Genomic DNA, 22552 nt, shown 5'->3' on the forward strand with positions numbered 1-22552 from the left:
ACGCCTTCAACAGGGAAGCCCTTGATGATTTCATTCAAACAACAATTACCGCGCCTGACCCTCGCCGCCGCATTGGCGATGGGGCTGGGGCCGATCGCGGTGTATGCGCAGGATTCTGCCGCTCAGGTCTACACCTTCGACATCGCCAGCGGCCCGCTCGACGAGGTCTTGCTCGACATTTCACGCCAGACCGGCGTACCGATTTCCTTCAGCCAGAATCTGGTGCAAGGCAAACGCAGCAGCGCCGTGCGCGGAGCGTTGGGCGGGCGTCAGGCCGTCGAGAAGGCCTTGCTCGGCAGCGGCCTGCAAGTCGAGCAAAGTGCCCAGGGCCTGAGCGTGCGTGAAGGCGCGGCGAGCACGCCGGTGGCGGCCAAAGTCAGTGCCGTGGCCCCGGCGACCAGTGCCGATTACCGCATGGAAAAAGTCACCGTCACCGGCTCGCGAATCGCCCGTGCGCAGAGTGATGGCGCGACCCCGGTCAACGTCATCACCCATGAAGAAATGGAAGCGCGCGGCTACAAGAACGTCTACGACGCCTTGGCAACGCAGACGCAAAACACCGGCATGACCCAGGGCGAGGACTACGGCAACACCTGGCAGCCAGCAGCCAGCGCAATCAACCTGCGTGGCCTCGGCCCCAATCACACGCTGGTGCTGATCAACGGCCGGCGCGTTGCCGATTACCCGACGCCATACGATGGCAAGGTCAACTTCACCAACCTGGCGAATATTCCCTCGGCAGTTATCGACCGTATCGAAATTCTCAGCAGCGGCGCCTCGGCGATCTACGGTTCGGACGCAATTGCCGGCGTGGTCAACATCATCCTCAAGAAGCAGATCAATGGCATCGACGTCAATCTCAAGGGCGGCACCAGCGAGCGCGGCGGTGGCGACAATCAGCGCCTGCAAATCAGCGGCGGTGGCAGTTGGGGGGACTTCGACGGCTTGTTCGGCCTGGAGCTGACCAACCGCGATCCGATCTGGGCCGACGATCGCGGCTTCATGCAGAGCGGCCCGCTGGCGGATGTCGGTTACCGTCGCGACCTGAGCAACAACCGCTACCTCGGCCCCGGTTGCGGCGCCTATCAAGGCACCTTCGACAACAAGCTGCTGAACAACGCGGGTCGTTGCCGCACCGATCAGATGTACAACGATTACTGGACGATCCAGACGCAAAAGGAAAACTACGACGGCTACACCCGCGGCACCTGGCACTTCAGCGACAGCGGTCAGGTGTTTGCCGACTTGATGTATGGCCTCGATCATATCCAGAACAACACCCGTGGCCCGACTTTTACTTCGCCGGACTTCATCAACCAGAACAGCGGCAATCTCGAGCGCTGGTATCGCCGTTACGGTGAAGAGGAAATCGGTGGTCGCACCAGCAACAACAGCAAGTGGACCGACACTTCATGGACCGGCACCCTCGGCCTCTCGGACAAGATCGCCGACACCGGCTGGAGCTATGATCTGGCGGCCAACCGCTCGGAGTACCGCAGCGTCCGAACCACGCGCTACACGCCGCTGTCATCGATTCAGGATTTCTACCTCGGCCCGCAATTGGGCGTGAGTGGCGGTTATCCGGTGTTCGCCCCGGACGCCTCGCGCCTCGATCGCCCGCTGACGCCACAAGAGTGGGAGCAGTTTCGCAGCAACCTGACCCAGCGCAGCAAGTCGGTTTCCACCAGCTACAACGCCTCGATCAATGGCGACTTGTTTGACCTGCCGGCCGGCCCGGTCGGATTCGCCGGCGTGCTGGAAGCGGGCAAGCAGGAATATCGCGTCGACCCGGATGACGGTCTGAATGACGGCACCTTTTATGGCGTGAGCCCGGCGCAAAGCTCCGGCGGTTCGCGCAAGCGCTACGCGGCGGGCGGCGAGTTCAGTATTCCGGTCACCGACACCGTGCTGGCCACCGCCGCCGGGCGTTGGGACCAATACAAATTCAGCGGCCGCAGCGAGCAGCAGAAAACCTATAACCTCGGCCTCGAATGGCGCCCGATCACCAGTCTTTTGCTGCGCGGCAGTTACGGCACCAGTTTCCGCGCGCCGGACCTGAACTACATCTACCAGTCCGACAGCAACGGTTACTACCCGGCGCAGATCGACTACTACGGTTGCAGCCAGGGCGTGCAGGGCGCGTGTGATCGTGGGCGGGTCGACTACACCCAGAGCGGCACCCCGGATCTTGAGTCCGAACGCGGCAAATCCTGGACCTATGGGTTTGTCTGGTCGCCGTCGCGCAACTTCGATTTCTCCACGGATTTTTGGCGGGTCGAGATCGACGACCTGCTGACCACCGTCGATGAAAACCGCCTGTTGCAGCAAGAGAACGAATGCCGCAACGGCACCCAGGACATCAACTCGGCCAACTGCCAGTCGACCCTGGCGCGCATCGATCGCAACCCGGGCACTGCGGCGATTGACCCCAACCAGTTGCAACGGGTGCGGGTCAACGCGATCAACGCCGCCAGCGAGCGGGTCAGCGGTCTGGACTTCAAGAGCAACATCCGCTGGGGCGCCGGGCAGTACGGCGCGTTCAGTTCGGCGCTGGGCTATACCCTGGTGCTATCGCATTACTACAAGGAGTCGGACGAAGCACCGACTCAGGACTGGCGCACCTCGCGCACCAACTACGACTGGCGCAGCAAGGTCAACGCCAGCCTGACCTGGGATTACCAGAAGGCCACGGCGACGCTGATGGGCATTCGCTACGGCTCCGTGACCAACGGCGCGGGTGACGGGCGCCTGTCGCCGTGGACGGTGTTCAACGCCAGTGCGCGATACAAGCTCAATGACCGCGCCAGCGTCGGCCTGACCGTGAACAACGTGCTCAACCAGATCAAACACGATGACTCGGCTGGCTGGCCGTATTACCCGACCGGTAACTATGACCCGTACGGGCGGCAGTGGTGGCTGGATGTGAGTTATCACTTCGGCAGTTGAGCGCGCGGTATTCGTGGGTAATGTCCTACGGAAACAGGTCTGGATTTCGCAGAAGCGGGGATATTTCCGACGACATTCTCAGGTTGGTCGTCGGAAGTGCGATCTATAGCATCGGACATGACATTGAAGTCGTAAACGGCTTGGACGCTCAGGCCTCTGATAACGGATGGATTATGCGAACTCCCCACCTCGAATACGAAACGCCTGCTTATTCCCATCGCCTTCACTGGCGCACCGATCGTGCCAGATGCCCCATGGAGGAGGTCACGATGCCCAGCGTCAAGGTACCCCGGCTGACGGGGGTGAAGAGGGCCGAGGGCAAACCTGTCGACTTGCTCGTGAATGGCCGGAACATAGGTGACGATGCCTTTCTGATCGTTGACCTGACCGACGAAGGTTTTGAGCTGAACGATGTCGTCAACATGCTTTCAACCTCTGAGCTTTATCTGCAAGGCGACATGGTCAAACGCATCACCGGCAAGTCGGTCAGCACCGTACGCCGATTACTGAAGGAAGGTAAAACGGTACGGCTTGACCCGCAGCAGAGCGTCGTCGCCTACCAATATGCCTTGGTGCTGGAAAAGGCCACTCGCGCCTTCGGAAGGCAGTCACGGGCCGAGGAGTGGCTACGCAAGCCCAGCACCTACCTGAACGGTCGCGTACCGGTGGAGTTTATTCGGCATTCACTGGGGTTTCAGATGGTGGAGCAGTATCTGGGGCAACTGATATACGGGGTTTACACATGAATCCCTTGCCCTGGGACGAGCACTGGTATGCCTGGCGGCTGGACCCCGAGGTTTATGGCGGGACGTGGGACAGCGGGATGGGTTCGAATCTCAATGGTGGCCGATGGAACATACCCGGGCGGCGAGTCGTTTATGCATCAGTCGATCCGTCGTCGGCCATTCTGGAGGTGGCAGCCAATCACAGCTTTGATGCGCTGGACAGTGAACCTTATGTGCTCACGTGTTTTGAGGTCGTCAGCGAAGCAAAAGTGAAAATCGTCCAGCCGGAGGATGTGCCGAATCCTTATTGGTTGAGCCCCGCCAAGCCTTCCCCCAATCAACAATTGTTCGCCGATGCGTTATTGGCAGAGCATCCGTTTGTACTGAACCCCTCGGCGGCAACCCGGCACTCGTGGAATCTGCTGGTGAGCTGCGAGTTGGCGGAGGGGCAGTTCAGGATGGTTTCCCAGGAGCGATTCGGGCTGGATACACGGTTGCTGAGGGAGATGGAGCTGGCTTGATCCACACGTGCCATTTTTTGCATAACCTCATCACCCAACGGTCTAAATCGAGCTCTATAAAACCCTGCTGTCCATTGCACATCCCTGCATAAACCAAAACGCAGGGATGGCTGTTCATGATCCATTTTTCACCCGTTAGATCCCGTTTGAGCCTGGCCTTGCTGCTGGCGATCAATACCTTGCCGGCAGTCGCTGCCGAAGAGCCGACAACCCAGTTGCAACGGGTCGAAGTTACCGGCACGGCGATTCGCCGGGTCGATGCGGAAACCGCGGTGCCGGTCACCATTCTGCGAGTTGAAGAACTGCGCGAGCAGGGGGTGAGCACCACCGAAGAACTGGTCAGCCGGATTTCCGCCAACCAGTCCTCGGTCGGCTCCGGTCGTTCGGTGGGTTCGAGCAGCGGCGGGGCGTCGTATGCCGATTTGCGCGGCATCGGCCCGAACAAGACGCTGGTACTGCTCAATGGCCGGCGGCTGAGTAACAACGCGACCAATGCGATCAATGGCTCCGGGGTTGACCTGAACACCATTCCGTTCGCCGCCATTGATCGCGTCGAAGTCCTGCGTGACGGCGCTTCGGCGTTGTACGGCACCGATGCGATCGGCGGGGTGATCAACTTCATCACCAAGACCAGCCTCACCGAAGGCCAACTGAGCACCAACTACGACACGCCGACCCATGCCGGCGGTGGGGAAAGTCGTAACTTCAGCGGCAGCTGGGGTTTTGGCGATTTGCAGGATGACCGTTTCAACGTATTCGGCGTGGTCAGTCATGACAAGCAGCAACGACTGGCTGCCGAAGACCGTGGTTACACCTACAACTATCAGCCGGGACGCGGCCTCGATTACACCTCCGGCACCGCATCGCCGGCCAACTGGAGTCAGGGCAGCAACGCCACCAATCCACTGGCCAGTTCCGCTTGCAATGCACCGGGGTTGCTGGCGCGCAATGGCATCTGCCGCCAGAGCCTGTGGAACTACCTCGATCTGGTGCCGGAAACCGAGAAGACCTCGGCTTTCGCCAAAGCCACCGGCAAGCTCGCGGATGATCACAACGTCAGCCTCGAATACTTCTGGGCACGCAATGAAAACCGCACGCAGATTGGCCCCGGTACGTTGATGGGCAATCAGGTCAATCCCGGCACGACGTTCTATCCCGGTAACGGCATTACCCCCGGCCCCAACGGTTTCGCCCTCGACCCGACGCAACCGGTGGATGTGAACTGGCGCGAAACCGCCGTAGGCGCGCGCCAGCACGAAGACGACAACACCGGCCAGCGTTTGCTGTTGAGCTTCGACGGCAGCGTGGTGGGTTGGGACTACAACGTCGGTGCGTCGTACAACCAGAACAAAGTGGTCAATAGCATCGAGGCCGGCTATGTCAACGACCGCGCCGTCAGCGCCGGTATTGCCAACGGCATCATCAACCCGTTTGGCGCGCAGACCGCTGCCGGGCAGGCGCTGCTGGCGGCCAATGCGGTGGACGGCGATTACTCGACGGCAGTGGGGCGGGTGAAGGCGATTGATGGACGTGTCAGTCGCGAGATCGGTGACTGGTTCGGCGCCGGCCCTTCGGCACTGGCGCTGGGTGGCGAATACCGCAAGGAAGATTTCCATCAGGATTTTGCCCAGTTCGCCGCCGATGTGCAGAGCCTGGGTGTCGACCCCAATGCCAGCGTCGCCGGGGATCGCAGCGTCTCGGCGCAGTACGCCGAGGTCAACGTGCCAGTGCTCGACAGCCTCGAATTGTCCGCCGCCGTGCGCCACGACAAGTACAGCGACTTCGGCAGCACCACCAACCCGAAGTACTCGTTCCGCTTCCAGCCGTTCAAGGAACTGGTGGTGCGCGGCGCCTACAGTGAAGGTTTTCGCGCACCTTCGTTGTATGAGCTGTACAACCCGAACTTCACCACGTTCACCGTCGCCAACTACAACGACCCGCGACTGTGTGCCGGTGGCAACCCGAGTAACGGCGGCATCGCCAACCGCGACTGCGCCCAGCAGTTTTACAGCCGCACCGGTGGCAATACGGACCTCAGTCCGGAAACCGCGCGCAACGTCACCCTCGGTTTCGTCTATCAGCCATTCGAGCGCCTGAGCACCGGGCTGGATTTCTGGTGGATCAACATCGCCAACCAGATCGCCGAATTCCCGGAATCGGCGGTGTTCGAAAACCCGGAGCTGTACCCCGAGCGCCTGGTACGCAAGCCGGACGGCTCCATTGATCACATCGTCACCGGGCTGGCCAACCTCGGCAAGATCAAGACCAATGGCGTCGACGTCAGCTTCGACTACCGTTTGCCGAGCACTCCGTACGGTAACTTCGGCATCGGCCTGCAAGGCACCTATGTCAGCCGTTACGAGTACCAGCAGCAACTCAAGGGCGACTACATCGACAAGCTCGGCGATTTCCGTGGGGGCGACTTTTCCTCGGCCGGCGCCGTGGCCCGCTGGCGCCACAGCCTGACCGGCAGCTGGAATTACGGCCCCTACGGTATCGCCCTGACCAACCGCTACACCAGCGGTTACCACGACTCCGACCGCGAGACCCACGATTACGTTGGCTCGTACAACGTCTGGGATCTGGCCGGTACCTACACTTGGCGCAAAACCCTGAGCGTGACCCTCGGCGCGAAGAACCTGTTCGACCGCGAGCCACCGTTCAGCAACCAGACCTACACCTTCCAGAGCGGCTACGACCCGAAATACGGCGACCCGTTCGGGCGGACGTTGTACACGCGGGTCAATTACAAGTTCTGAGAATGCCCAGACGCGGCGGGTTTTAGTCACTTATTGATCTAAGCCTGCCCTATAAAAATCGCCGGCCTGTTGCACATCACAGGTAGGCAGAAGGTTTGGTGACTGTACTGGCCTCTCCGCGAGCAAGCCCGCTCCCACAGGGAATCTGCGGTGAGCACAACTTCCTTGTGGGAGCGGGCTTGCTCGCGAAGGGGCCAGTAGCAACACCTTGTGAAACGATCTGCCAATGCCATCCAGGCTCATTCTGCTCAGCGCCTTTGCCCTCTCAAGCCCATTCAGTTCGGCCGCCCCGCAACCCGCGTTAACGGTCTACGGCGAAGCCCCCAAATACGCCCCGGACTTTCAACACCTGGCCTACGCCAACCCCAACGCCCCCAAGGGCGGGACGCTGCGCCGCTCCTCACTGGAAAGCGGCCCATTCGATCACCTGATTCCGTACATCGACAAAGGCACCGGCGTCGCCGACATCGACGGCTGGCTCTACGCGCCGCTGGCCTATCGCAGCAAGGACGAACCCTATAGCGTCTACGGCTTGGTGGCGCAGCAGATGGAACTGGATGCGGATCGTCGCTGGTTGCGCTTCTACCTCAATCCGAAGGCCCGGTTCGACGACGGCACGCCAATCACTGCCGAAGACGTGCGTTACACCTTCGAACTGTTCACCACTCAGGGCAGCCTCAAATATCGCCAGCAGTTTCGTGACGTCGCCGACGTGGTGGTGGAGTCGCCAACGCAAGTGCGCTTCAACTTCAAGAACAACGACAGCCGCACCTTGCCACTGGATCTGGCAACGCTGCCGGTGTTGCCGGAACACTGGTGGCGCACGCGCAACTTCGCCGAGGGCGCCGGTTTCGAGATCCCGCCGGGCAGCGGCCCGTACCGGATCAGCGCGGTGGATGCCGGCCGCAGCGTGAAATTTCAGCGCGTTGCCGACTGGTGGGCCAAGGATCTGCCGATCACTCGCGGCCTCTATAACTTCGATCACTTGAGCGTGGAGTTCTTCGCCGACACCGATGTTTCCCGGCAAGTGCTCAAGGCCGGTGGCTTCGATTACAACCGCGAGTTTTCCGCGACCAGTTACACCATCGGCTATGCCGGGGCGGCGCTGGAGCAGGGCAAATTGCTTCGCGAACATCTGGCGCCGGGTGCTGCGCAAGGTTCGCAGGGTTTCGTGTTCAACCTGCAAAAACCGATGTTTCAGGATCGTCGGGTGCGGCAGGCGATCGCCATGCTCTGGGATTTCGAATGGAGCAATCGGCAAATGATGCGCAGCATGTACCTGCGACAGCGCAGTTACTTCTCGCACAGCGCATTGGCGGCCACCGAGTTGCCGGACGCCGAGGAACTGAAAATCCTCGAACCGTGGCGCGGCAAAATCCCCGATGAGGTGTTTACCCAAGTCTTCGAAGCGCCGAAAACCGACGGCAGCGGCAACATCCGCGCCGAGCAGTTGCAAGCGTTGAAGTTGCTGGAAACCGCCGGCTGGAAACCCCGTGGCGATCAATTGGTGAATGCCAATGGCGAGCCGCTGCAGTTCACTTTTCTCAACGGTCAGAAGGGCTTTGAACGGCTGCTGCTGCCGTTCAAGCGCAACCTGGCGCAGATCGGCATCGGCTTCGATATCCGCCAGGTCGACACCGCGCAGTACACCAACCGCGTGCGCAATCGCGACTACGACATGATCGTCGTCGGCTACCCCGTGAGCCAGGCGCCGGGGCGCGAGATGTTCAATTACTTTGGCTCCGACGGCGCCGACGATCCCGGCTCGAACAACTACATGGTGCTGCGTGATCCTGCGGTCGATGCCTTGCTCGAAGGGCTGGTGCAGGCCGACAACCGCGAAAGCCTGCTGCGCCATGCCCATGCCCTGGATCGGGTGTTGCAGTGGGGCTATTACTGGATTCCCAATTACTACCCACCGGGAATTTCCACGGTGTGGTGGAACCGTTTTGGTCGTCCGGCGACTGCGCCGTTGTATGACGCCGGACTCGATACCTGGTGGGAAATCAGCCCGACCGCGCTGACCGCCACGCAGATGCAGCAACAGCAAAAGGAGTACGCCCATGTTGGGTTATAGCCTGCGGCGTCTGCTGCTGATCGTGCCGACGTTGCTCGCCATTCTGCTGGTCAACTTCGTCATCGTGCAGGCCGCGCCGGGTGGCCCGGTGGAACAGGCGATTGCCCGGTTGCAGGGCATTGGTGTCGGCGCGGCGGTGGGCGGTGGTCATGTTGAAACCATCGGTGGCGAATCCCGCGCCACCCGGGGTCTCGACCCGAAACTGGTGGCCGATATCGAGCGTCAGTACGGCTTCGATAAACCGGCCGGTGAGCGCCTGTGGCTGATGCTCAAAAGCTACGCGCAACTGGATTTCGGCCAGAGCTTTTTCCGCGGTGCCAGCGTCACCGAACTGATCTGGCAGAAGCTGCCAGTGACCTTGTCACTGGGCTTGTGGGCCACGTTGATCACTTACCTGGTGTCGATTCCGCTGGGCATCCGCAAGGCCGTGCACAACGGTTCGGCGTTCGATGTCTGGAGCAGCGTGGCGATCATCGTCGGCTACGCGATGCCGGGGTTTCTGTTCGCACTGCTGCTGATCATCGTGTTCGCCGGCGGCAGCGCGCTGGACTGGTTTCCGGTACGCGGACTGGTCTCCGACAACTTCGCCGAGCTGTCGCCGTGGGCCAAGGTCGCGGACTACTTCTGGCATCTGGTGTTGCCGGTCACCGCGCTGGTCATCGGTGGATTCGCTACGCTGACCATCCTCACCAAAAACAGCTTTCTCAACGAGATCTCGCGCCTGTATGTGGTGACGGCACGGGCCAAGGGCCTCAGCCAGCGTCAGGTGCTATACGGCCACGTGTTCCGCAACGCGATGTTGCTGGTGGTCGCCGGATTACCGCAGGCGCTGGTGACGGTGTTTTTCGGCGGTTCGTTGCTGATCGAAGTGATCTTCTCCCTCGATGGCCTCGGCCGTCTCAGTTACGAGGCGGCGGTGTCGCGCGACTATCCGGTGGTGTTCGGTTCGCTGTTCATCTTCACCCTGTTCGGCCTGCTGATAAAACTCCTCGGCGACCTGTGCTACACGCTGGTCGACCCGCGCATCGACTTCACCGCGAGGACTGCCTGATGCTGACCTTATCTCCCATAGGACAGCGCCGTTGGGCGCGATTCAAGGCACATCGACGTGGCTGGTGGTCACTGTGGCTGTTTCTGCTGCTGTTTGGCCTGAGCCTGGGCGGCGAGCTGATCGCCAATGACAAACCGTTAATGGTCGAGTATCAGGGCCAGTGGTATTTCCCGGCGTTCAAGCGCTACACCGAACAGGATTTCGGCGGTGAACTGCCGTTCCAGCCGGACTATCGCAGCGCGCAGGTGCGGCAACTGATCGAGGGGCAGGGCGGGCGGATGTGGTTTGCGCCGATCCCGTTCGGTTTCGATACGGTGAATTACGACCTGACTGAACCGGCACCGAGTCCACCGAGCGTCGAGAACTGGCTGGGCACCGACGATCAGGCGCGGGATGTGCTGGCGCGGGTGATCTTCGGTACGCGGGTGTCGCTGCTGTTTGCCTTGGCGCTGACCGCCGCCAGTGCGCTGATCGGCATTGCGGCCGGTGCCTTGCAAGGTTATTACGGTGGCTGGGTCGATCTGCTCGGGCAGCGGTTGCTGGAAGTGTGGTCGGGGCTGCCAGTGTTGTATCTGCTGATCATCCTGTCCGGGTTCGTCGAGCCGAATTTCTGGTGGTTGCTGGGGATCATGGCGCTGTTTTCCTGGCTGAGTCTGGTCGATGTGGTGCGCGCCGAATTCCTGCGCAGCCGCGGTCTGGAATACGTGAAAGCCGCGCGGGCGCTGGGGGTTGGCGATGTGCAGGTGATCAGTCGGCACATCCTCCCCAACGCCATGAGCGCGACCCTGACCTATCTGCCGTTCATTCTCACCGGGGCGATCGCGACCTTGTCGGCGCTGGATTTTCTCGGTTTCGGCATGCCCGCCGGCAGCGCTTCATTGGGCGAATTGATCGGTCAGGGCAAGAGCAATCTGCAAGCGCCGTGGTTGGGGCTGACGGCGTTTTTTGTCTTGGCGCTGATTCTTTCTCTGTTGGTGTTCATCGGTGAGGCCTGCCGAGATGCTTACGATCCGAGGACTTGAGATGAACGATAACCTGATTGAAATCCGCGACCTGCGTGTGGCATTTAACGGTCAGCCAGTGGTGCATGGCATCGACCTCGATATTCGTCCGGGCGAATGCCTGGCGCTGGTCGGGGAGTCTGGCTCCGGCAAATCGGTGACCGCCCACAGCATTCTGCAATTGCTTGACCCGAACATCACGCGGATCGACGGCAGCATTCGTTATGCCGGTGAAGAGCTGCTCGGTGTGCATGAGCGCTATCTGCGCCAGTTACGGGGCAACCGCATCGCGATGATTTTTCAGGAGCCGATGAGCTCGCTGAATCCGCTGCACACGATCGAGCGGCAACTCGGTGAGAGCCTGGCGCTGCACAAAGGCCTGGCGGGCGCGCAAGCCCGTGAACGGATTCTTGAACTGCTCGAACTGGTGGGGATTCAGAAACCGCGCGAACGGCTCAAGGCCTATCCGCATCAACTCTCTGGAGGTCAACGCCAGCGGGTGATGATTGCCATGGCGCTGGCCTGCGAGCCGCAACTGCTGATCGCCGACGAGCCGACCACGGCGCTGGATGTGACGGTGCAGCGCAGGATTCTGTTGCTGCTTAAAGAGCTGCAACAGCGCCTGGGCATGGCGCTGCTGATCATCAGCCATGACCTGAATCTGGTGCGCACCATTGCGCAGCGGGTGGCGGTGATGCGCAGTGGGCGGATCGTCGAGCAGGCGTCGTGCGAGCAGCTGTTCCGTGCGCCGCAGCATCCCTACAGTATCGAATTGCTCAACGCCGAGCCGGGGGGCGAAGCGCTGTGCCGGGATGTCGCGCAGGACTTGTTGCAGGTGCGCGATCTGCATGTGCGCTTTCGCCTGGGCGGCGGTTGGCTGCGGCCGAAGACTTGGCTGCAGGCGGTCAAGGGCATTGATCTGAACCTGCAGCGCGGCAAGACGCTGGGGATTGTCGGCGAGTCGGGCTCGGGCAAGTCGACCTTGGGTCAGGCGATTTTGCGCCTGATCGACGCCGAGGGCAGCATTCGCTTTGCCGGTGAGGCGCTGGAGCAGTTGAGCGGCAAGCAACTGCGGCCGTTGCGCAAACGCCTGCAAGTGGTGTTTCAGGACCCGTTCGGCAGCCTCAGCCCGCGCCTGTGTGTGGCGCAGATCATTGCCGAGGGCTTGCAGGTACACAGCGACTTGAATGCTGCCGAGCGTGAGCAGGCGGTGATTGATGTGCTGCGCGAAGTCGGTCTCGATCCGGCGACCCGACATCGCTATCCGCACGAGTTCTCCGGTGGCCAGCGACAACGGATTGCCATCGCTCGGGCGCTGGTGCTCAAGCCGGACCTGATTCTACTCGATGAGCCGACCTCGGCACTGGATCGCACGGTGCAGAAGCAGATCGTTGCTTTATTGCGGCGGCTGCAGGAAGAGCATGGGCTGACTTACCTGTTCATCAGTCATGACCTGGCGGTGGTGCGGGCATTGGCCCATGACCTGATAGTGATGAAGGATGGCGAAGTGTTGGAGCGTGGCGAGACCAGTGCGCTATTCAGCGATGCGCGGCATCCGTATACGCAGGAGCTGTTGGCGGCATCATTTGCTGGTTGATGACAGCTCCAATGTAGTAGAAGGTGCATGCCACGGTTTATGGTGCGCCACGTGACCAATGTGGGAGGGGGCTTGCTCCCGAAAGCGGTGTGACAGGCGGCAAAACTTGTGGCTGATCCGACGTCTTCGGGAGCAAGCCCCCTCCCACCTATGACCTGTTTATGACGAAACCTGGGAGTCAGACGCAAAAATCCCGCCACAGGGGCGGGATTTTCTTCAAACCGAACGACGTCTTACGACGGGAACAGCTCGGACAGCTTCATCGACAGCATCATGTCGCCTTCAACGCGCAGTTTGCCGCCCATGAACGCTTGCATGCCGTCGGTTTCACCGCTGACGATGTCTTTCAGGGTTGCACTGTCCAGTACCAGGGTGCAGTTGGCGTCCGGGTTTTCACCTTCCTGGATGTCGCAAGTACCGTCTTTGACGATCAGCGCGTAGTGCTTGTCTTCGTCGGTGATGTTGAAACCGAAAACCAGATCCAGACCGGCAGCAGCGGCTGGGTTGAACTTGGCTTGCATCGCTTTTACGGCATCAGCTACGGAGGTCATGGTTCGATCCTTTCTTGGGTTAGGCGCTGGTTGATTACAGCAAGGGTCACAATTATCCGGACTCAGCGGAAAGTGATGAGTTCCGGAGCCTTCAGCAGTTGCAGGTGTGCGTGACTGTTGAAGGAGGCCAAAGCCACCTCGCGACCGCGGAACTTCAGCTGGTTGAGCGAGGTGTTGACGATTTGCCAATTCAGTTCAAAGGCCTGCCGGGCAGGCATTTGGGTAATCAGGTGGAGCAGGGCGGTGATGGTGCCGCCGGAGGTGAACACGGCGATTTTCTGGTTGCCGTCGGCCTGTTCGAGGATCCGGTGCAGTCCGGCCTGTACCCGCTCGACGAAACCCAGCCAGCTTTCCAGCCCGGGGGTGTCGTAGGTGCCTGCCAGCCAGCGCTCGATGACCAGGGCGAAGATACGCTGGAATTCGGCGCGGTTCTGCGCCGCGTTGCGCAGGATGTCGATGGCTTCCGGCTCGTCCTTGAGCATGGCCGGGATCAGGGCGCGGATGATCGCGTCGGCATCGAACTCGTTGAACGCGGAGTCGGTCTCCAGCGTCGGTACCGACAGGCCCTTGGCGCTGAATTGCTCCAGCGCACTGCTGGCCGTGTGTTGCTGACGACGCAGGTCGCCGGCCAGGCAGCGATCAAAGCGGATTCCCAGCTCGGCGAGGTGCTGGCCGAGGACTTCTGCCTGGCGCACACCGATGGGCGACAGGACGTCATAATCGTCTGCACCAAAGGAGGCCTGGCCATGTCGAATCAGATAGATGCTGCCCACGTCCGCGTCATCCCGGTACGTTGAAGGTTTGGCGAGGTTATGAGGATGAAAGAGTGCTGTCAATGAAAAAACATACGCTTGTTTGAAATGCTCGTTACAGGCCTGTTGCCAGAGGTTTCACGGCTGGCCGACGAGGCGGCGCATGGGTATGCTGGAACCATCCCGCGCGTGTTTTGCATCCGCGCATTGTTTTAAGGAGTCTCTGTGGAGTTTTTCACCGAATACGCCAGCTTCCTGGCCAAGACCGTAACGCTGGTGGTCGCCATCCTGGTGGTGCTCGCCAGTTTTGCTGCATTGCGCAGCAAGGGCCGGCGCAAGTCGGCGGGGCAACTGCAGGTCAGCAAGCTCAACGATTTCTATAAAGGCTTGCGTGAACGTCTGGAGCAGACCCTGCTCGACAAGGATCAGCTCAAGGCCCTGCGCAAGGGCCAGGCCAAATCGGAAAAATCCGAGAAGAAGCAGAAGAACAAACCCGAGAGCAAATCCCGGGTGTTCGTGCTCGATTTCGACGGTGACATCAAGGCCTCGGCCACCGAGAGCCTGCGTCACGAAATCACCGCACTGCTGACCCTCGCCACGCCAAAGGACGAAGTGGTACTGCGTCTGGAAAGCGGCGGCGGCATGGTCCACAGCTACGGTCTGGCGTCCTCGCAACTGGCACGTATTCGCGAGGCCGGCGTGCCGTTGACCGTGTGCATCGACAAGGTCGCGGCCAGCGGCGGTTACATGATGGCGTGCATTGGCGAGAAGATCATCAGCGCGCCGTTCGCGATTCTCGGCTCGATCGGCGTGGTGGCGCAGTTGCCCAACGTCAACCGTCTGCTGAAAAAGCACGACATCGATTTTGAAGTGCTGACCGCCGGTGAGTACAAGCGCACCCTGACCGTGTTCGGCGAAAACACCGAAAAGGGCCGGGAGAAGTTCCAGGAAGACCTGGACATCACCCATCAGCTGTTCAAGAACTTCGTTTCCCGTTATCGCCCGCAACTGGCCATCGACGAAGTGGCCACCGGTGAGGTCTGGCTTGGTGTTGCAGCGCTGGACAAACAACTGGTCGACGAACTCAAGACCAGCGATGAATACCTGGCAGACCGGGCGAAGAAAGCCGAGGTTTATCACCTGCATTACGCCGAGCGCAAAAGCCTGCAGGAGCGCATCGGCATGGCTGCCAGCGGTTCAGTGGATCGCGTGCTGCTGAGCTGGTGGAGCCGCTTGACCCAGCAACGCTTCTGGTAAGAAAAGGCCAAAGAAAAACCCCTTTCACCGTAACGGTGGAAGGGTTTTTTTTATGGTGGCGGTATATATGTATAGTTTGAGTTTGAATAGTTGATTCGAACTTGAAGTTTTTCATCGGCAATTCGCGCTTTTATAAAAAAGCCTGCTCGATAAGCTGTTGCTACTTTCAGTTTTCGAGATATTCAGTATGTCTTCCTTACCTGTACAGGCTGTCGCGCCTGTATTAACACCCGAACAAAAAGGCATGTTCTTTGAGTTAATCAAGAACAATGCTCCCGGCTGGCTGCTGTCGGCATCGGATGAACTGCGTCAGAAACTTTATCAAAGCATGATGGCCAGCCATCGCGCCCAGAGTGAAATGGCCCCGTTTCTGAAGGACCTCAAGTCTCCAGAAGAATTTTGCGCACCGTTACTGGCCAGCGCCATGTCGCAAAAGCTCGGCCACTCGCTGGATATCGTTGGGGTGATTTTTCAGCACGTGCGCTCCACCTCCAGTCTTTTGGGCTTGCGCAGGAAACTGGTGTTGCCAGTTGATCGGGATCTGCTCACGGCCGCCTGCGAAAACTTCGAACTCAGCGAGACTCAGGCCACAAATTATAACGATACCTCCTTGATCTATATTCCCGAGAAAGTAACCGGTCGAGAAGCGCATATATTATCGATCCAGCCCCATGAATTTGCGCTGTTGTGTCGAACCCTGGACTTGGGCCAGCAATATCAGACTCATCTTCGTGCGGTCTTCAATGTGGATGCCGAGGCCAATCCGTTGCGCAGCAAGTTTACTGCGAACTTGCGGTGTCGCTTCGAGGTGGATCGGCACGTCGCATTGCTGAAGAAACACATCAGTGTCGAAGTGCATGAGATGTTGCAGGCAGTCAAGGATAACCGGGACACGATCAAACTGGGCAACAACACCTTGGGTTATCAGGCCTTGCGGATGCTGGGTGTCACACTTAACGGTGTGCTGTTTATCGGCCCGGTGAGTGAGCACGCCGACAACGACTACCGTTGCGTTGTTTACCTGCCAGGTGATCCGTTGCACCCGCTCAAGGAGTATTCATCCTTCAGCGATTTCGAGAAACAGTTGAGCCAGCGGTTGAAAGGCGCAGCGTTTCGCCAATTCTTCATGCGCTTCATCAAGATCAGTGAGCGCGCAGCGTGGGTGACCGAACTCGATGGGCGTTTGTATCCGCACAGTCATTCAATCCTGCCTCGTGCCTCGTTCTACGTGACGTTGTCCGGCATCGATATTGCGGGCGACCCGTTCACCCTGATGTATCGCCAGCACGCCGAACAGACCACGGCTGACGCTCGGCTCGTAGTGGTGCCAACGGACGATGAAGACGAGAAAACCCGGCTGGCCCGACTGGACACCTATAAGGCAATCGGGGTCGACCTGCTGTTGGTCGCCGTATCGTTCATACCTGTAGTAGGAGAGGCGTTATTGGCGGTCACTGCGGTGCAGTTGCTCTCACAGGTCTATGAAGGGATTGCCAGTTGGTCCAGAGGCGAGCAGGAACAGGCAACGGATTACTTTTTCGATGTCGTCGAAAACCTGATTCTGATGGCGGCTTTCGCTGCGAGTACCAGGGCGGTGGGCACAGCGTTCAAAGTCGTCAGGTCATCGGCTTTTATCGAGCGCTTGCGCATGGTCAAACTGGCTTCGGGGCAGTCTCGCCTCTGGAAGCCTGACCTGCACGTGTATCAACAGCGTCGGGCCTTGCCTGCCGGAGTGCGTCGCGATGGTCGCGGCTTGCGTTGGGTCGATGGCCAGGCGTACCTGACGCTCGATGATCTGCACTATGCAGTGCGCCCCGAACCTCAGACCAGGCTGTGGGAAGTGCAGGCGCCGCCGGAATCGGCGAGCCGCTATGCACCGCTGCTCGAAACCAACGATCGGGGTGCCTGGCGTCATGACAGCGAGCTGGTTCAGGACTGGGATCGATTGAAGCTGCTGCGCCGCTTCGGCCATCCCCGCGAGGAGCTGTCGGATGCCAGTGCGCTGCAGGCTCTGGCTGTCTGCGGTATCGAAGACAGCGTGTTGCGTCAGATCCATGTAGATCGCGGTCATCCGCCGGCCTTGCTGCTCGACACGGTGTGGAGATTTCGCGCCGATGCAGCGGTGACGGAGTTTATCGAGCAACTGCAGATCCCGTTGTCGGCCCCCATGGCGGATGCTGACCTGCAATTGCACCTGCTGACGACATCGGCCAGTTGGCCGGCAGACTGCGCCATCAGTGTCGTCGATGCAGTGGGCACGCCAATCAATCGTTATGGCGCAACCCACGCCACCACGATCCTGAAGATAACTCAGCAGGATGTGCAGCGGGGGAAACTGTACCGTTCTCTGCTGCCTGCACTCGGCAGCCAGCGGCGCAATACCTTGCTCGGCCTGACGAGCCAGGATTCGGCGGTTCAGACGCGCAAGCTGGTGCAAATGATCGGCCAGCAGGCACAAGGTCGCCGGCAGCCGTTGTTCCAGCGAATCTATCGACGCCACGAAGCGCCGAGCAATGGTCGGGTGGCGTTTCTGGTGAAGACCTTTGCCGATCTGCCTGCCAGTGTTGCCGAAGAGTTGGCGGGCAGTGCACTGGATGGCGAAGCGCAGGAGCTGGATGCTGCCCGCGTACCATTGCGGCTGGCGCAGGAGGTACGCCGCTATCAACAGGCAATTGCTGTGTGTCGAGCCTATGAAGGCCTGTACCTGGATAGTGGCGGTGGCCACAGTACCAATCGTCTGGTGCTCGATGCCCTTGAGCATTTGCCGGGCTGGTCAGGGGTTTCAGCGATCGAGATACAGGAGTGGTCGGGCAGCCATGACAGTGTTGCGACGACGGCGTCAAGCTCATCCAGTGAGCGGGTGGTCATCAATGTGTTGGCGGATCGCATCAGCGTTCAGCAGGGTAATGATGCTGCGCTGAAGTCATTTTCCGGGCGCACCCGCGAGCATTATTTTCAGGCCCTCTGGCATGGGTTGTCGGCGCAACGCAAGGTTCTGTTGGGCCTGTCGATCGAGGCCGGGGCGAACGGGCTACGGGAGAAAATCACCGAACTTGCCATGAAACGGCGAACAACGTTTGCCAGAACCATGGGCGAACGTCCCGGCGACTATTCGCCGATGGCCCTGGCTGACCGGCCCCCGACAGGGCCTTGGGCGAACTCAGGTGTGAGCGTTTCAGTGATGGTGCGCCGTATTCAGGAACTCTACCCGGCCCATTCCCCTGCGCAGATCCATGCGCTACTCAACGTTTTGGGCCGCAATGAGATTCTGGTGCTGATGAAGCTGGAATTGCTGCGGCTGGAGTTTCTCGGTATTCGCGAAGTCTTGAATCGTTGGGTGACGCGGCAAACGCAGTACAACGGGATCGATGGCGCATTGCTTGATGTTCCACAGTCGGCGAAGGCCCGTGCCATGCGCGCGATCATTCGCTGCTGGCGCAGAGAACCGGGGGCCTCGGGCGACGCGCCACCCGACACCTTGATCTTCGCCCCGGAGCCGTTGGGAGAGTTGCCAGTGCTGGTCGGGGATTTCAGCCACGTCACGCATCTGGTCATGGACGGCGCTACGCCGCTGGGGCTGACGGCATTTTTGCGTCATTTCAGAAATTTGCGCAGCCTTTCCCTGAGGGGGAACCAATTGACCCAGTTACCGATGGCATTGGCGCGCATGCCCTGGCTGACGCATCTGGATCTGAGCGAGAACCGTATTCGTCTATCTTCTGCATCGGTGCCGTCACTGGCGCGATTGAAAAAGCTGCGGGTGCTGAGTCTGGACTTCAATGCAGACCTTGCGCATGCCCCGGATGTCAGCTCGCTGCCGGATCTGGAAATACTGCGCTTGCGCGGTTGCGCAATCGATCATTGGCCCGAGGGAACCACCGGTTTGAAACGACCGCAACTGATCGATCTGCGTGATAACCAGATAAGCACGGTACCGGAGGCGGTTCTCAGTGCTCCGCTGATGGTCAGCCGCGCCGTTCGCCTGATGGGTAACCCCTTGTCGCCTGACGCCTTGCGACAGATTGCGGCGTATCAACGGGCAAACAGCGTCAGTTTCGGTGTAATGGCCCGGGTCTATCAACACCAGCCGCTACCCAGCGTGTCGTATGAAGGTCAGAGTGCGCGCTGGCTGACCGGCAGGCCTGCCGTCGAAGCGATACCGCGTAGCGTTACCTGGGAGGCGGTAAGGGCAGCGCCCGGCTCGCGGGATTTCTTCAATGTGCTTTCACAGTTGATCCACACGGCCGATTACACCCGGTTGTACCCGTATTTCAGCCAGCGTGTGTGGAATGTGGTCGAGGCGGCCGCTGAAGACACGCGGTTGCGCAGCGAATTGTTCCGCACGGCGCGCGTCGCCACCAGTGTCGATGGTTATTCCGCGGTGTTCAGTGAGATGGAAGTCCAGGTTCTGTGTTACCGAGCCACGGTCGCGGCCGGGATCGATGGCGCGCCGCTGGAGCGGCAATTGACGCATTTGCTCAGAGGCTTGTTTCGCCTGCAAACGCTGGAAGAGCGCACCTTGGCAGAGATCAACGCCCGCGCCCAACCGAGTGTCTACGAGCATGCGCTCGAATTCAGTCTGGCCTATCGGGTGGGGCTGGCGGAGCGTCTGAATTTGCCTGGGCAGCCAAGGGCGATGAGCAGCCCGTTGAATGTCGAGGTCTCGCAGGTAGAACTGGATCAGGCCAATCAGGCCGTGATGCGTATCGAAGGCTCTTCGGCGTTTCCCGACTGGTGTATCGGCCAGCGATTCTGGGTCGAGTTTCTCGAATCGGCCTACCCCGACGCTTTCGCCCTTGTCTATGTTCGAACCTCGCAGGCATTGGAGCGCCTGGAGGAGCAGGCGGAGCTGACGCGCGACCAGGCAGCGGTGCAGATGAACGCGATTCACGACAATTTCAGAAATGAACGTCAGGCGCTGATTCGCCAGCTCACCGATCAGGCACTCGCGCGCCATCCGGCCAATGAGCTGGCCAGTTCGGATACAGAAGAGGAGGGAAGTACGCCTTGAGCAGGTGCTCAAGGCGTATTCGAGTCAGCGGCGACGGAACAGCGGCAGCGGTTCGTCAGTGGCGGCCTGGTAGGTCACCGAGAAGTCTTTCAGGCTTTCCAGTGCCTCGTACGGGTCCTTGTCGGCGCGCAGGGCGAACGCATCGAAACCGCAACGGTGCATGTAGAACAGCTGATCGCGCAGCACATCGCCAATCGCCCGCAGTTCACCTTTGAAACCATAGCGGTCGCGCAGCAGGCGGGCGTTGGAGTAGTTGCGGCCATCGGTGAAGGCCGGGAAGTTCAGCGCGATGACCTGGAACTGCGCGATGTCGTCACCGATTTCCTCGGCTTCTTCATCGGCGTCCAGCCACACACCCAGCCCGCCGTCGCGGGCCTTGAGCGCGTGAGCATGATCGCGCCACAGGGCCAGCGGCACGATCAGGTCGTCGCAGTTGGAGATGCCGTCGAGGGTCGCGTCCTTGGGCAGCAAGTGCCAGGTTTCGTCGACCACCTCGTTGTTCTTAATGATTCGCTGCATAGACGCGTTCCTTGAAGAGGTCGATGCCAATACGCTGGTAGGTGTCGATGAAGCGCTCGTCTTCGGTACGTTGTTCAACGTACACGTCGATCAGCTTCGAGATCACGTCCGGCATGTCGTCCTGGGCGAAGGACGGGCCGAGGATCTTGCCCAGGCTGGCGTCACGGCTGGCGCTGCCACCGAGGGACACCTGGTAGAACTCTTCACCTTTCTTGTCCACCCCGAGGATGCCGATGTGGCCGACGTGGTGGTGACCACAGGCGTTCATGCAACCGGAGATGTTCAGGTCCAGCTCACCGATGTCGAACAGGTAGTCCAGGTCGTCGAAACGGCGCTGGATCGATTCGGCGATCGGGATCGACTTGGCGTTGGCCAGCGAGCAGAAATCACCGCCCGGGCAGCAGATGATGTCGGTCAGCAGGCCAATGTTTGGCGTGGCGAAACCGCTTTCACGCAGTTCGCCCCACAGGGTAAACAACTGGCTCTGCTCGACGTCGGCCAGAATGATGTTCTGCTCGTGGGACGTGCGCAGTTGACCGAAACTGTAGCGCTCGGCCAGATCGGCGACGGCGTCGAGCTGCTTGTCGGTGATGTCGCCCGGCGCAACGCCGGTCGGTTTCAGCGACAGGGTCACGGCCACATAACCCGGCTTCTTGTGCGCCAGGGTGTTGCGCGAACGCCAGCGGGCGAAACCCGGATGCTCTTTGTCGAGTTCGGCCAGGGCGGCAGTCTGGTTCTCCAGCGCCTTGTAGTCCGGATCAACGAAGTGTTTGGCGACGCGATGCAGTTCGGCTTCGGTCAGTGTGGTCTGGCCACCGCGCAGGTGTTCCATCTCGGCATCGACTTTCTGCGCGAACACTTCAGGGGTCAGCGCCTTGACGAGGATCTTGATCCGCGCCTTGTATTTGTTGTCGCGACGGCCATAACGGTTGTACACCCGCAGGATGGCGTCGAGGTAGCTCAACAGGTCCTGCCATGGCAGGAATTCGTTGATGAAGGCGCCGACCACCGGGGTACGGCCCAGGCCACCGCCGACCAGCACACGGAAGCCCAGCTCGCCGGCGGCGTTGTGGACCGGCTCCAGGCCGATGTCGTGGACTTCGATGGCCGCACGGTCAGCGGTCGAACCGTTGACGGCGATCTTGAACTTGCGCGGCAGGTAGGCGAATTCCGGGTGGAATGTAGTCCACTGACGGACGATTTCGCACCATGGGCGTGGGTCGATCAGTTCATCGGCGGCGACACCGGCGAACTGGTCGGTGGTGACGTTGCGCAGGCAGTTGCCGCTGGTCTGGATCGCGTGCATCTGCACGGTGGCCAGTTCCGCGAGGATGTCCGGGATGTCTTCCACCGCCGGCCAGTTGAACTGCACGTTCTGCCGGGTACTGATGTGGGCGTAGCCCTTGTCGTAGTCACGGGCAATCTTGGCCATCATGCGCACCTGACGGGAAGTCAGTTGGCCGTAAGGCACCGCCACGCGCAACATCGGCGCAAAACGCTGGATGTAGAGGCCATTTTGCAGGCGCAGGGGGCGGAATTCTTCTTCGCTCAGCTCGCCTGCCAGATAGCGTCGGGTCTGATCACGGAACTGCTTGACGCGGTCCTCGATGATCCGCTGATCGTACTCGTCGTATACGTACATATAAGTCCTGTTCTCAGGCTTTGGGCTACTCGGAAAACGCTGCGTTTTCGCTTGCTGGAGTCCGATGGTGCCTCGGCAATTACGCGCGCACGGCCGCGCACTCCCTAACGGAGCCGGGGCAATATACCCGTTTGCAGTTATGC

14 protein-coding genes are annotated in these 22552 nt (G+C 60.2%); 10 read left to right on the forward strand and 4 right to left on the reverse strand.

The annotated features are described in order from the left end of the window. Positions 1-24 precede the first annotated feature (24 nt). The 8 genes from LVD08_RS21140 (at position 25) to LVD08_RS21175 (ending at position 12677) form a co-directional block, all read left to right on the forward strand. A complete protein-coding gene (locus tag LVD08_RS21140) occupies positions 25-2946 on the forward strand; it encodes a TonB-dependent receptor (protein WP_247269168.1) in 2922 nt (973 codons plus the stop codon). Positions 2947-3215: 269 nt separating this feature from the next. Then, entirely contained in the window at positions 3216-3692 is a 477-nt protein-coding gene (locus LVD08_RS21145) for an MbcA/ParS/Xre antitoxin family protein (RefSeq protein WP_247269169.1), read from the forward strand. Continuing rightward, the gene (locus LVD08_RS21150) at positions 3689-4192 is read left to right on the forward strand and encodes an RES family NAD+ phosphorylase (protein ID WP_247269170.1); all 504 of its coding nucleotides are present in this window, start codon (positions 3689-3691) and stop codon (positions 4190-4192) included. Before LVD08_RS21145 ends, LVD08_RS21150 begins: the two co-directional genes overlap by 4 nt. A 116-nt stretch (positions 4193-4308) precedes the next feature. Further along, complete coding sequence (locus LVD08_RS21155; RefSeq protein WP_247269171.1) at positions 4309-6951, forward strand: TonB-dependent receptor; 2643 nt, start codon at positions 4309-4311, stop codon at positions 6949-6951. Positions 6952-7177: 226 nt separating this feature from the next. Further along, positions 7178-9028: an extracellular solute-binding protein gene (locus tag LVD08_RS21160; protein WP_247269172.1), complete on the forward strand. Its 1851-nt coding sequence runs from the start codon at positions 7178-7180 to the stop codon at positions 9026-9028. Continuing rightward, a complete protein-coding gene (locus LVD08_RS21165) occupies positions 9015-10079 on the forward strand; it encodes a microcin C ABC transporter permease YejB (RefSeq protein WP_247269173.1) in 1065 nt (354 codons plus the stop codon). The genes LVD08_RS21160 and LVD08_RS21165 overlap by 14 nt, the downstream gene beginning before the upstream one ends. Beyond that, complete coding sequence (locus LVD08_RS21170; protein WP_247269174.1) at positions 10079-11101, forward strand: ABC transporter permease; 1023 nt, start codon at positions 10079-10081, stop codon at positions 11099-11101. The genes LVD08_RS21165 and LVD08_RS21170 overlap by 1 nt, the downstream gene beginning before the upstream one ends. A 1-nt stretch (position 11102) precedes the next feature. Then, positions 11103-12677 (forward strand): ABC transporter ATP-binding protein, encoded by a 1575-nt coding sequence (locus LVD08_RS21175; RefSeq protein ID WP_247269175.1) that lies wholly within the window; start codon positions 11103-11105, stop codon positions 12675-12677. 233 nt (positions 12678-12910) lie between these two features. On the opposite strand, the gene LVD08_RS21180 is transcribed toward LVD08_RS21175, so the two are convergent. Continuing rightward, positions 12911-13228: an SCP2 sterol-binding domain-containing protein gene (locus LVD08_RS21180; protein ID WP_027613701.1), complete on the reverse strand. Its 318-nt coding sequence runs from the start codon at positions 13226-13228 to the stop codon at positions 12911-12913. Between the two features lie 62 nt (positions 13229-13290). Beyond that, on the reverse strand, positions 13291-14001 hold the full coding sequence (locus LVD08_RS21185) for a histidine phosphatase family protein (protein WP_247269176.1): 711 nt from the start codon (positions 13999-14001) through the stop codon (positions 13291-13293). Positions 14002-14205: 204 nt separating this feature from the next. Here LVD08_RS21185 and sohB point away from each other — a divergent pair, with 204 nt between their 5' ends. After that, a complete protein-coding gene (gene sohB, locus LVD08_RS21190; protein WP_027613703.1) occupies positions 14206-15237 on the forward strand; it encodes a protease SohB in 1032 nt (343 codons plus the stop codon). A 244-nt stretch (positions 15238-15481) separates the two neighbouring features. Further along, entirely contained in the window at positions 15482-20248 is a 4767-nt protein-coding gene (locus tag LVD08_RS21195) for a dermonecrotic toxin domain-containing protein (RefSeq protein ID WP_247269177.1), read from the forward strand. A gap of 24 nt (positions 20249-20272) precedes the next feature. Here LVD08_RS21195 and LVD08_RS21200 read toward each other — a convergent pair whose 3' ends face one another. Both LVD08_RS21200 and LVD08_RS21205 read right to left on the reverse strand, forming a co-directional pair. Next, positions 20273-20767 carry a DUF934 domain-containing protein gene (locus LVD08_RS21200; RefSeq protein ID WP_247269178.1) on the reverse strand — a complete coding sequence of 165 codons (495 nt, stop codon included), beginning with the start codon at positions 20765-20767 and terminating at the stop codon, positions 20273-20275. After that, positions 20751-22409: a nitrite/sulfite reductase gene (locus LVD08_RS21205; protein ID WP_166495906.1), complete on the reverse strand. Its 1659-nt coding sequence runs from the start codon at positions 22407-22409 to the stop codon at positions 20751-20753. Before LVD08_RS21205 ends, LVD08_RS21200 begins: the two co-directional genes overlap by 17 nt. Positions 22410-22552: the final 143 nt, after the last annotated feature.

The sequence above is a fragment of the Pseudomonas sp. YL2 genome (assembly GCF_023063025.1).
GTDB lineage: Bacteria > Pseudomonadota > Gammaproteobacteria > Pseudomonadales > Pseudomonadaceae > Aquipseudomonas > Aquipseudomonas putida_A.